Raw genomic sequence first — 12,174 nt, forward strand, 5'->3', positions numbered from 1 at the left:
TAAACTCCTTCGACTTTATTGGATTTCGCGCACATCACGTTGCAAGTCATCGAGACTGATTTCACTTTCATCGCGAATGAGGCTGACATCCAACGCAAGCGATTGCATTTCTTTGATAAGAACATTGAAGGATTCTGGTAAACCAGGAAGCATCATGTTCTCACCCTTAACAACAGCTTCATACATTTTTGTACGACCTGCGATATCGTCAGATTTAACAGTGAGGAATTCCTGAAGGGTGTATGCTGCACCATAGGCTTCCATCGCCCACACTTCCATTTCCCCAAGACGTTGACCACCGAACTGTGCTTTACCGCCAAGAGGTTGTTGTGTAACAAGGCTGTAAGGCCCAATGGAACGCGCATGGATTTTCTCATCTACCAAGTGGTGGAGTCGGAGAACATACATAACACCAACTGTAACTTGACGATTGAATTTCTCACCGGTTCTTCCGTCGTAAAGTGTAACTTGTCCAGATCTGTCGAGATCTGCGAGTTCGAGATATTTGAAAATCTCTTCTTCTACAGCACCGTCAAACACTGGGTTTGAGAGAGTGACGCCTTCTTTATACTTGCGCACAAATTGGCGAAGTTCGTCGTTTGAGCATGTTTTAACAAACTCATGAACAGAAGGATCATCCCAAACCTTGCAGATATACTCTTCAAGTTCATGACGAGGAGCTGCTTTGTCGAGCATCTCATTGATTTTAATACCAATTCCACGTGCTGCCCAACCAAAGTGCGTTTCCATAATCTGACCGATGTTCATACGCGATGGAACCCCGAGCGGACTGAGAACGATATCTACTGGCTGTCCATTGTCGAGGAATGGCATGTCTTCGATAGGAACAATTTTTGAAATAACACCCTTGTTACCATGGCGACCCGCGAGCTTATCACCCACTTGCAGACGACGTTTGATTGCAACGTAGACTTTAACCATTTTGATAACGCCTGGTGGCAATTCGTCACCACGTTTTGCACGGGCGATTTGGGTTTCTGTCATTTCACGAACGAGAGCAATTTTCTCATTCATAGATTTTTTGATTTTTGCCAGAAGTGCGCTCTTGTCAGAGCTGATAACTTCTAGGGCTTTGATTTGTTCAATAGATAAATCAGCTAAGACTTCTTTTGTGAGTTTTTCACCAGAAGTGACTTTAAGGACACCGCTTTCATTTTTAACTTCAATGCTGACCGCAGCTGTTTCGCCTGCAATGAGATCTTCAAGTTTTTCAGCAGTGGACTTACGGATGATTTGAATACGATCGCGTTCATCTTTTTTGAGTTTAGCAATTTCTTGCTCTTGAACCTGGATCATACGGCTATCGAGTTCAGCACCTTCACGCGAAAATACTTTTGCTCCAATAACAGTTCCTTGTACTCCTGGTGGAACACGAAGGGATGTGTCACGCACATCGGCTGCTTTTTCGCCGAAAATTGCGCGGAGAAGTTTTTCTTCTGGAGTGAGTTGTGTTTCTGCTTTTGGAGTGAGTTTACCAACGAGTATATCGCCAGGTTTCACTTCAGCTCCCACACGTACAACACCGGCATCGTCGAGATCTTTTAGGGATTCGTCGCTGACGTTTGGAATATCGGAAGTGATTTCTTCTTTTCCAAGTTTGGTGTCACGGCTGATACATTCAAATTCTTGAATATAAACAGAGGTATATAAATCTTCACGCACAATGCGTTCGGACACAACAATACCGTCTTCGTAGTTGTAACCATTCCATGGAAGGAATGCGACAACGACGTTTTGGCCAAGAGCGAGTTCGCCCATTTCCGTTGCAAAACCATCTGCAATGATGTCATTACGCTCAACTTTATCACCAACTTTTACAATTGGTTTTTGGTTAACACAGGTATCAACGTTAGAACGGGTAAACTTGATGAGCGTGTAAATATCAACTTCAGAAGCCACTTCTGTGATGTCTGAGGAAGCTTCATTGGTTTTAATAACAACGCGTTCTGCATCCACGGCAATAACTGTACCCGCACGGCGAGCAACCACAGTCACACCTGAGTCAGCAGCCACAGTACGTTCCATACCTGTCCCAACAAGTGGCGCTTTGGTTCTCAACAATGGAAGACCTTGGCGTTGCATGTTGGCACCCATGAGGGCACGGTGGGCGTCGTCATTTTGTAGGAATGGAATAAGAGATGCAGCAACCGAAACCGCTTGGTTCGTTGCAACGTCCATTAAGTCAACTTCTTCAGCAGAATAGATGTTAGTTTCACCTGAACTGCGCGCGTTCAAGAGATCATCTGCTTTGATTTTGTTTTCTTTATCAAGATGCATATACGCTTGTGCAATAACGTGATCACGCCATTCATCGGTTGATGAATAATAGCGCACGTCATCAACCGGTAAACGGTCAACCACAGAGCGATAAGGAGTTTCGATAAAGCCATATTTGTTTACTTGAGCAAAGGACGCAAGCGAAACGATAAGACCAATGTTTGGACCTTCAGGCGTTTCAATTGGGCAGATGCGTCCGTAATGTGTTGGGTGTACGTCACGCACTTCGAAGCCAGCTCTTTCACGGGAAAGACCACCAGGCCCAAGGGCAGAAAGACGACGTTTGTGGTAAACCTCTGCGAGAGGGTTTGTCTGATCCATAAACTGACTTAACTGTGAAGAACCAAAGAATTCTTTCACAACAGCAGTCACAGGTTTCGCATTGACAAGGTCATGCGGCATAAGGCTGTCAAGGTCTTGGAGTTGAAGACGTTCTTTAATAGCTCTCTCAATGCGAGTTAAACCAATGCGATATTGATTTTCAAGAAGCTCACCCACAGCACGCACACGACGGTTACCAAGGTGGTCAATATCGTCCACTTTGATTTTACCGCTGCGTACATCGAGGAGGCGCTTAACTGAACCGATGATATCTTCACGGGTTAATGTGCGATAATCGATATCAATTTCGAGATCGAGTTTTTCATTTAATTTGAGACGACCAACACGGGAGAGGTCATAGCGATCTTTTTCAAAAAAGAGATTTTGGAAAAGATTACTTGCATTTTCAAGTGTGGGTGGATCACCTGGACGCATTCTGCGATAAATTTCGAGCAACGCTTCTTCTGTATTGGCTGTTTTGTCAACCATAAGCGTGTCACGGAAAGAAGAGTCCACGTTGAGATCATCAATAAAGAGGATTTCAAACGAAGAGATTCCTTTGAGGACAATTGCTTCGAGAATTTTTTCTGAAATGTCCGTGTTGATTGGGAATAGAACTTCACCGGTGTCATCGTCGATGATGTCACGGCCAATGATTTTCCCAATGATTTCTTCGCGTGGGAATTGAAGTTCTTCAACACCAGCTGCTTTAAGTTGTTTAATATGTAAAGCGGAAATTTTACGGTTGCGTTTAACGAGTGTGTTACTTGGATTTTTAGGATCCATAATATCACTGGAAGCTCTTTGTCCACGCAAACGATCTAGGTTTACTTTACGGAAATACTGACCATCACGAATAACGACAGTCTCGCATTCGTAGAACTTGCCAAGCAATTCTTCCGTTGTATAACCAAGCGCCTTTAAGAGCACAGTTGCAGGCATTTTTCTGCGACGATCTATGCGGCAATAAAGGATATCTTTTGTATCGAATTCGAAATCGAGCCATGAACCACGGTAAGGAATAATACGTGCATTGTATAAAAACTTACCAGAGGAAAGAGTTTTTCCTTTGTCATGATCGAAGAAAACACCGGGAGAGCGGTGTAGCTGAGAAACCACAACACGTTCTGTACCGTTAATAATAAAGGTACCGTTTTGTGTCATAAGTGGGATTTCGCCAAAATAAACTTCTTGCTCTTTAAATCCACGGATGGATTTAACGCCTGTTTCATGGTCAACATCCCAAATAATGAGACGGATTAAGACCTTAACAGGTGCAGCGTAAGTCATGCCCTTTGACCGGCATTCCTCGACAGTGTACTTTGGTTCATCAAGTGAGTAACTGACGAATTCAACAGAAGCTGTTGCATCAAAATCTTGAACGGGAAATACGCTTTTGAAAACACCTTGAAGACCAGCTTCAATACGATTTTCAGCGGAATCAGTACCTTGCAAGAATTCTGCGTACGACTTCTTTTGAATGTCAATTAGATTGGGCATACCAATAATAGGTTTGACTTTTGCAAAAGTGCGGCGGTGACGGACAAAGCTAGATGCCAAGTTGGCCATATGAAATCCTCTGCATGAGAAAGAAAGGATACAAATATAATAAATTGTGCAAAAAATAGGAAATGCGTCCTTTTGACATACCATAAGGAAGCAAAGCACACAATATTTGCACAATAGCAAAAGTCAAGCTAAAGAACGCATGTTCAATAGCTTGACTCTAAACAAACTAAACTCGGTAAAGAGTCTTGTTTATTATTTAACTTCAACAGTTGCGCCAACTGCTGTGAGTTTCTTTTTAATTTCTTCAGATTCAGCTTTAGTAACGCCAGCTTTAAGAGATTTTGGCGCGCCTTCAACGAGATCTTTAGCTTCTTTAAGACCAAGACCAGTGATAGCACGAACTTCCTTAATAACGTCAAGCTTTTTGTCGCCAGCTGCTTTAAGAACAACTTCGAATTCAGTTTGTTCAGCTGCTGCTGCTGCTGCAGGAGCTGCTGCCATCATAGCAACAGGAGCTGCTGCAGATACGCCAAATTTGTCTTCGAGTTCTTTAACAAGCTCAGCAGCTTGAATAAGAGTGAGGTTTTCGATGTAGGAAATGAATTGTTCTTTAGTAATAGACATTGTAAAGCCCTTATAAATTTTCTAGTTTCAAAAGCGAAACTAATAGATTAAACACAAAATTAAAACACAAGTTGACAGCTCGTTTTAGCTCGCCTTTTTATCTTTGATGGCATTGAGAACTTGAACCAAGTTTCTAGGCACACCACTGAGCACGTTGAGAAGTCCACGGTGTGGAGCAACCATTGAGCCGATAATTTGGCCGATAAGCACATCGCGAGATGGCAAAGATGCTAAGTTTTGAACAGCAGCAGGAGTCAAAGCGGATTTTTCCATATATCCACCAGTGATCTTGAGCTTTTCAAATTTCTTTGCGGACTCAGAAAATGCTTTTGCAGCAGCGGCAACATCACCATAAGCAAAAACGACGCCGGTTTGACCAACGAAGAGATCAGAGATAACATTTTCATCTCTGCCTTCAACTGCTTTTTGAGCAATTGTATTTTTGACTACGTGAAAGTCAGCGTTGACTGCTTTGAGTTCACGACGCATAGCCGTAAGCTCTTCAACTGTCATTCCTGAGTAATTAGCTAGGAACACGGCGCCAGATTTGTCGAGAGCTTCGACAACACTGTTACGCCACTGAAGTTTAGCGTTACGATCCAAGAGAATGCCTCCCCTAAGTTAATCGCATTCCCACAGGCAAAATGGGACCACGAGGTTAATAAACCGCAGGGGCCAAAGTCTATGCGGGATTTACACATCTGCAAAACGCAGAATAACCAGCAGTCTTAGACCCTTACGAAACTAAAAAATTATATTTTGAAATCAGCAGTTTCAAGACGAACAGATGGGCTCATTGTTGAGCTTACATAAGCTGACTTGATGTATGTACCTTTAGCAGCTGCTGGTTTTGCTTTTACAATTGCATCAATAAATGCTTTTGCATTTTCTTCGATTTTAGCGGCATCAAAAGAAACTTTTCCTACAGGAGCTTGGATAATACCAGCCTTGTTGACTTTGAATTCAACGCGACCTGCTTTAGCTTCTTTAACTGCAGTTTTAAGATCTTGAGTTACAGTTCCCACTTTTGGGTTTGGCATAAGACCGCGAGGTGCAAGAATACGACCAAGACGACCTACAAGACCCATCATGTCAGGTGTTGCAATGGCAGATTCAAAATCCAACCATCCACCTTGAATTTTTTGTGCAAGCTCTTCGCCGCCAACATAATCAGCGCCAGCTTCTTCTGCTTCACGGATTTTTTCGCCTTTAGCAAAAACTAAAACACGCACCTTTTTTCCAAGACCGTGAGGAAGAACAACCGCACCACGGACGTTTTGGTCAGCGTGGCGCGGATCGACACCAAGATTCATAGCAATTTCAACTGTTTCATCGAATTTTGCGTATGAAATATCTTTAAGAAGCGCACTTGCTTCTGTTAAATTATAAGACTTTTCTGCATTTACTTTTGCAGAAGCAGCTTTTAATTTTTTACTAATTTTTCTTGCCATAATATATTCCTTTGAGGTTCATCGGCTTATAAAGCCTCCCTCGAAAAATTTAAGCTTTAACTTCGATGCCCATAGAACGAGCAGAACCTTTGATAAGGCTCTTTGCTGTTTCGATATCGTAGCAGTTCAAGTCAGGAAGTTTTGTTTTTGCAATTTCTTCAACTTGTTTATCTGTTACTGAACCAGCAATTGCTTTACCTGGAGTTTTACTTGCAGATTCAAGCTTAGCCGCTTGTTTCAGAAGAACACTTGCAGGTGGAGTTTTTGTGATAAATGTAAAGGATTTATCAGAATAAACTGTAATGATTGTTGGAAGAACAACACCTGGTTGCTTTTGCGTACGAGCGTTAAATTCTTTAACAAACATTGCGATATTAACACCGCGTTGACCCAAAGCTGGACCAACAGGTGGCGCTGCAGTTGCTTGCGCGCCTTTAATCTGGAGCTTAATAAGTCCTACGACTTTCTTTGCCATGGTTCTTTCCTCATAAAATGGAACAATCAGCCCAAAAAAAGGTGCGATTTGGGCGTGAGTGCAAAGCGATAATACAAAACTTTAAGAGTTGCAAGAGAAAAGGATGAGTATAAAGGAGTAGAATTCTTATTCCATCAACTTCTTAAATTCTCTTGTTAATATAGGCACTGCTTGGAAGAGATCGGCTACGATACCAAAGTCTGCTTTCTGGAAGATAGGAGCATCGACATCGGTGTTGATCGCCACAATGCATTTTGACGTTCTCATCCCCGAAAGGTGTTGAATAGAACCAGAGATCCCACAGGCAACATAGAGACCAGGGTTGACTGTTTTTCCAGTTTGGCCCACTTGCATTTCGTAAGGAGCGTAACCAGAGTCCACCGCTGCGCGCGAAGCACCTACTGAACCATGGACAACATCTGCACATTCAAAGAGGATTTTGAAATTGTCTTTGCTTGCAATCGCACGACCACCCGAAATAATAATATTTGCTTCTGTTAAGTCAGGTCTTTCTCCAGCACCTTTGCGCACTTCTACAACCTTGGAGGTTATTTTTGCCCGATCGAAGTCGACAGCGAACTTCTCAACATTGGCTTGCGCGTTGGCATCAGCCACTTCGCTTGGGCGCACATTGGGCCGCAGGGTTATAAATGTTATAGGTGCGGCTGAAACTGCCTGTTTAGCGCATTTACCTAAATACATAGGGATCTCAGCAACAACCGATTCTCCGTCCAAGGAAAAACTCACCACATCCGTGAGCATAGCTCCCTTGTTACGAATAGAAAGCCTTGGAAAGAAGTCGCGTCCCGTTGGCGAGGCTGCCCCTACTACAACTGTATAGCTATTTTTTTGGACAATTTGCGTAATAGCTTGGATCGTTGGCTCACCCTGATAGGTGTTTGTTTCAGGTGTGTCGACCACGTAAATTTTCGAGGCACCAAATGTTGCAAGGGTTTTTGCATGCTGCTCACAGCCTTCACCTAATAAAACGGCATGTAAGTTTTCGGTTTTTCCACCGAGCATTTTCCTTGCTTCTGCAAGAGCTTCTCCAGCAGTTGATTTGAGCTTTCCATTTCTCACTTCAGCATAAACAAGAACTTTATGAGTCATTTTCTTCCCCTTATATAACCTTTGCTTCGGAGCGCAATAATTTAACCACTTCCATTACCATTTCCTCGACAGGCTTACCTTTAAAGATTTTCCCGGGAGCTTTTTCAGGCGGAAGCTTATAAGTGCGCACCTCAACTTTTGCTTTCTCAGTGATAAGGTCTGCTGCTTTTTTTTCTGCAATTGGCTTCTTTTTTGCCTTCATAATACCTGGCAAAGAAGGGAATCTTGGATCATTTAAGTTTTGATGAGGAGCTATGAGCAAAGGTGTTTGCGCTTCATAAACTTCAACAATACCGCTTTCAACATCACGCTCAGCGCGTACACTTTTGCCTTCATTTTGCCATTCAAGTTTTGAGATATTGACAAGACTTGGCATGCCTGCAAATTCTGCAACCATAGGGCCGACGTTACCAGCCCCTTCGTCAATGGTATTGAGGCCCGCAAAAATAACATCAGGCTTTTCTTCTGCTACGACTTTGGAAATCGCCAAAGCCACCGAGTAAGAGTCAAGTGCACCCGTATAGCCTTCTGTGTTGATCCACACACCACGATCCATTCCCATAGCAAGTGCTTTACGAATGGTTTCTTGGGCACGGGATGGACCCACGCTCACAACAACACTTTCACCTTTTAGCTTATCTTGGGTGCGGATAGCTTCTTCCATGGCATACTCATCACATGGGTTAACCATATATTTAAAATCAGATTCATCGATAGTTTTGCCGCCACCAGAAATTTTAATAACTGTTTCTGTATCAGGAACATGTTTAGCAAGAACAAGAATTTTCACTTTAGTCCTCCGAGAAGGATTGTTTATTACATAAAAAAACACCACTAAGTCAGATTGAGATTACTTATTCTGACTAGGGTGTCAAAGGATTGATATGAGTTTCTTGGCGGCAGAGATGTTTGATCTGCGAAGGATCTTTAGTCTTTTCTCTTTATACACACATGCCGGCTGCGCGCATCACCGCGACTTTCCGTGTCAAAACCAGCTTCAGAAATGACGACATGTTGCTGACGACGAACAAATGAATTTTGTGGATTAAGACTTAATTCAGGAATACTCTTGTTTTTGAGCATTTTTTGTACTGCTTTATTTGCTTCTAGCAAAGCTTCTTCCATGTTTTGTTGATTTCTCGGATCTACAGAATTGCTTTGTCCTTGAAAACTATTCTGGAATTTTGCAACAGCATTACGCGTTTGCATTTTTCCTTCTGACCTTGGTTTTTCTGCAGACTGAGCTACATTTTCAATCACAAAAGAGCTTTTTTCTACAGGCAACGTTGTAGCTTCTGCACTGATTTGGGGTTTTTCAGACTTTTCCACTCTTTCTTGTTTAGGTGTATGCTGAGATTTTCTTTCATCTTTTTTAAAATGAGGCTTGTCTTTATCACCTCTTTTTTGCGAATTTCTTTCATTACGACGGGAATTTCTTTCTTCGCGCTCTCTATCGAAGAGCTCTTTGAACTGTTTCCGATAAGAAATTCCACATGGAGGACGAACATTCCAGTCAATTGCTTCTATGACTTGTTCTTTCGTAGTGTATTTCCAGAGTGCATATGAAGAAAAGAGCTCGAAATAAGAACCTAAATATTTTTTAGCAAAAGACGTTATAAGGCTCCAAATTTCTTGCACATAATTATCATCTAATTTTTCGTCAGTTTCAGACAATAATGGGAACAAAGAAAAAGGCTCACGCGATTCTGCGGTTGGTGCAGAAATATAGTCTTTAAATTTTGCAAGAGCGGCAATAATATTTTTGCTACTTGTCACTTTAGGTAAGACAGGCGTAGGAAGCAAAGGAAATCCATGTCCTGTATAGGAGACAAGCAAAAACTCGATATCTGCAAACAAAGCTGCTATAGAATGCGAAAACCAAGCAATATTTTCTAAGTTCACGGTTTCATTGCGATTAAAATGAGGTAAAACTTTAATGTGATGAGCTATGATTTCGTTTAACAGTGATTTGAACGTAGAGAGATCAAAAGACTCAGGCTGAGCCCACGAGCCAAGCAAGAACGGTTCAAATCGGAGGTGAGAGTTGAATTCACCGTTGGCTTTGGATCGTGCTTCAAAAGCCTGGTGAACCGCATAAATAAAGGAATCTGAGTTAATTTCTATCTTTGTAGGTTCAGTCACAATAAAAAGTCCCATAAAAAGTTTGATAAAAGGTAAGCATGACACCTTCCTCAAGGAAAAGTAAAGTGACCCTGCGAAAGTAGGATTGCATCCTTAGAAAAGAGATAAACCCTAACGAAAGAAAAGTCACGAATGAATTTTCAAGCTCCGCAAAAAATAACTCTCGAAATGCGTTTGCAGCTTCTCCGAGAAAAACTCACACATGTACCTCAAAAACCAGGAGTCTATCTCCACAAAGGGAAAGAGGGTGAGATTCTTTATGTAGGCAAAGCAAAAGCCCTAAACGCAAGACTTAAAAGCTATTTTACGGGTTTTGAGAGACAGACTCCTAAAACAAAAGCGCTGGTTGAAAAGATTTTTGACTTTGAAGTTATCGTAACAGAAAATGAATATGAATCACTCATTCTGGAATGTAACCTTATAAAACACAATTTGCCAAATTATAATATTTTACTTCGAGACGATAAAACTTATCCATATATCAAAATAGATATGCATGAAGATTGGCCACGCGTAATTACGACTCGAAAGCGAAAAAAAGATGGTGCTCTATATTTTGGGCCATTTTCAATTTCGGGACAAATTCAACAGCTCATGGGTATTTTTAATCGATTTTTCCCTTTAGTTAAATGCACTCCTAGTTTTTTTAAATCCGTAACACGTCCTTGCAATTATTATGATATAAAAAGATGTCTTGGCCCTTGTAAACTCCCAGTAAAAAAAGAAGAATATCTTGTTCATTTAAATTCAGTCATAAATATTTTAAATGGAAAGTATAAAGATATTTCAAAATTAATAAAAGAAAATATGTTAAAAAGTGCTGACAACTTAGAATTCGAAAAAGCCGCCCTATATCGTGAGCAACTCAGGGCATTGGAGGCACTTTCAAACCAACAATCTGTAACTTTAAATGCAGATATTGAGCTAGATATTATTGGTAGTTATTGGAATGAGGAATTGGTTACTTTTTATATTACAAATATTCGTGATGGAAAAGTGGTGGGAGGCTATCCAAATGTCGTTGAGCACTTAATAGAAGAACCTGAATTTGAAGAACAAAAAGATCATTTAAAAAATGAAAAATCAAGAATTTACACCTCTTTTATTTCACAGTATTATGAAAATAAATTTATACCTAGAAGCATTTTATTTGCGAACATTCTTAATATCGATGAATATTTAATACTCGATGAATATTTATTCATGAAAAAGAATAAAGAAAATAGAGATCAAGAAAAAAAGCAACCCATTTTATTTTTGACAAAAGAAGAATACTTTAAAACAATTAAAATAAACAATAAAAATGATGAGAAAAAAATTGGCGACCTTATCTCTTTATCCAATCAAAATGCAGAAAATAAATTTCATGAGCAAGCAAAAATAGATGAATTCAGTCACAAAATGTTAAGCGCATTGATGAAATTATTAAATTTAAATAGCATACCTACTTGGATTGAGTGTTTTGATATTTCCACATTCCAAGGTTCACAGACTGTCGCTTCACAAGTTGTGTTTAAAAATGGCCGTGCCTCTAAAAAAGATTATAGAAAATATATTATCAAAGATATCGTTGGAAAAAATGATGATTTTGCCAGTTTACGAGAAGTGATGCGCAGACGTTTTAAGGACAATGAAAAAGAAAAAATTCCTGATTTACTGATAATAGATGGAGGTGAGCCACAAATTCGCGAGGTGGGATGGCTTTTAACTTCTTTAGGGATGACTTCAATTCCACTTGTAGGGATAGCAAAATCAAGAGTAAAAAATAATTTTTTTGACAAAGACCTTCATAAAAGCTCGGAACGCTTGGTAGTGCCAAAGAGAGACGCAAAAAATGAAATTCTCCCAAATGAACATCCAGAAACTCTTATGCTCGAAAATGGCTCACCCGAGTATAGACTTGTAACACAAATGCGTGACGAAGCTCACCGTTTTGCTATTACATTTCATAGAAAGAAAAGAGATTCTTCCTCATTGAAATCTTTGCTGTCTGAGATTAAAGGCCTTGGCCCCAAACGAAGAAAAAAACTGATAGAAGCTTTTCCAAATTTAAAAGAAATTTTAAATGAAAAAATGGATACTATTGTACAAAAAACGGGAATTCCTCTACATATTATTCAAAATATATATGATAAATTAAAAGAAATTTCTTGATTTGTAATCTTTCTAAATAAAGAAAAATCCTGAATTTAAAAATTATTTCTTGAAAACTATTGCGCTTGAAAAACGAGACACCCACAAAAA

General features: G+C 40.3%; 9 protein-coding genes. 1 reads left to right on the top strand and 8 read right to left on the bottom strand.

Features of this window, described 5'->3' with window-relative positions; genetic code table 11:
* Positions 1-15 precede the first annotated feature (15 nt).
* The 8 genes from rpoB to H7355_RS11025 form a co-directional block, all read right to left on the bottom strand.
* Positions 16-4,188 (bottom strand): DNA-directed RNA polymerase subunit beta, encoded by a 4,173-nt coding sequence (gene rpoB / locus H7355_RS10990; protein WP_186647400.1) that lies wholly within the window; start codon positions 4,186-4,188, stop codon positions 16-18.
* Positions 4,189-4,380: 192 nt separating this feature from the next.
* The gene (gene rplL, locus H7355_RS10995) at positions 4,381-4,752 is read right to left on the bottom strand and encodes a 50S ribosomal protein L7/L12 (protein WP_222435699.1); all 372 of its coding nucleotides are present in this window, start codon (positions 4,750-4,752) and stop codon (positions 4,381-4,383) included.
* Between the two features lie 84 nt (positions 4,753-4,836).
* Positions 4,837-5,355, bottom strand: a complete 519-nt coding sequence (gene rplJ / locus H7355_RS11000; RefSeq protein ID WP_186647402.1) for a 50S ribosomal protein L10 — start codon at positions 5,353-5,355, stop codon at positions 4,837-4,839.
* Positions 5,356-5,504: 149 nt separating this feature from the next.
* On the bottom strand, positions 5,505-6,203 hold the full coding sequence (gene rplA / locus H7355_RS11005; RefSeq protein WP_186647404.1) for a 50S ribosomal protein L1: 699 nt from the start codon (positions 6,201-6,203) through the stop codon (positions 5,505-5,507).
* A 49-nt stretch (positions 6,204-6,252) separates the two neighbouring features.
* The gene (gene rplK, locus H7355_RS11010; protein WP_130610717.1) at positions 6,253-6,678 is read right to left on the bottom strand and encodes a 50S ribosomal protein L11; all 426 of its coding nucleotides are present in this window, start codon (positions 6,676-6,678) and stop codon (positions 6,253-6,255) included.
* Between the two features lie 126 nt (positions 6,679-6,804).
* The gene (locus H7355_RS16060; protein WP_186647406.1) at positions 6,805-7,788 is read right to left on the bottom strand and encodes an electron transfer flavoprotein subunit alpha/FixB family protein; all 984 of its coding nucleotides are present in this window, start codon (positions 7,786-7,788) and stop codon (positions 6,805-6,807) included.
* Positions 7,789-7,798: 10 nt separating this feature from the next.
* Positions 7,799-8,578: an electron transfer flavoprotein subunit beta/FixA family protein gene (locus H7355_RS11020; protein WP_186647408.1), complete on the bottom strand. Its 780-nt coding sequence runs from the start codon at positions 8,576-8,578 to the stop codon at positions 7,799-7,801.
* 137 nt (positions 8,579-8,715) lie between these two features.
* Positions 8,716-9,930 (bottom strand): R3H domain-containing nucleic acid-binding protein, encoded by a 1,215-nt coding sequence (locus H7355_RS11025; RefSeq protein ID WP_186647411.1) that lies wholly within the window; start codon positions 9,928-9,930, stop codon positions 8,716-8,718.
* Positions 9,931-10,062: 132 nt separating this feature from the next.
* Here H7355_RS11025 and uvrC point away from each other — a divergent pair, with 132 nt between their 5' ends.
* Complete coding sequence (gene uvrC, locus H7355_RS11030; RefSeq protein ID WP_186647413.1) at positions 10,063-12,084, top strand: excinuclease ABC subunit UvrC; 2,022 nt, start codon at positions 10,063-10,065, stop codon at positions 12,082-12,084.
* The last annotated feature ends 90 nt before the right edge of the window (positions 12,085-12,174 follow it).

Origin of the sequence: Fluviispira vulneris (assembly GCF_014281055.1) — a bacterium.
Classification (GTDB): domain Bacteria; phylum Bdellovibrionota_B; class Oligoflexia; order Silvanigrellales; family Silvanigrellaceae; genus Silvanigrella; species Silvanigrella vulneris.

Excerpts from the sequence above, each read along its gene's own strand:
- rpoB (WP_186647400.1), bottom strand. The coding sequence starts at position 4,188 with ATGGCCAACTTGGCATCTAGCTTTGTCCGTCACCGCCGCACTTTTGCA.
- rplL (WP_222435699.1), bottom strand. The coding sequence starts at position 4,752 with ATGTCTATTACTAAAGAACAATTCATTTCCTACATCGAAAACCTCACT.
- rplA (WP_186647404.1), bottom strand. The coding sequence starts at position 6,203 with ATGGCAAGAAAAATTAGTAAAAAATTAAAAGCTGCTTCTGCAAAAGTA.
- rplK (WP_130610717.1), bottom strand. The coding sequence starts at position 6,678 with ATGGCAAAGAAAGTCGTAGGACTTATTAAGCTCCAGATTAAAGGCGCG.
- H7355_RS16060 (WP_186647406.1), bottom strand. The coding sequence starts at position 7,788 with ATGACTCATAAAGTTCTTGTTTATGCTGAAGTGAGAAATGGAAAGCTC.
- uvrC (WP_186647413.1), top strand. The coding sequence starts at position 10,063 with ATGAATTTTCAAGCTCCGCAAAAAATAACTCTCGAAATGCGTTTGCAG.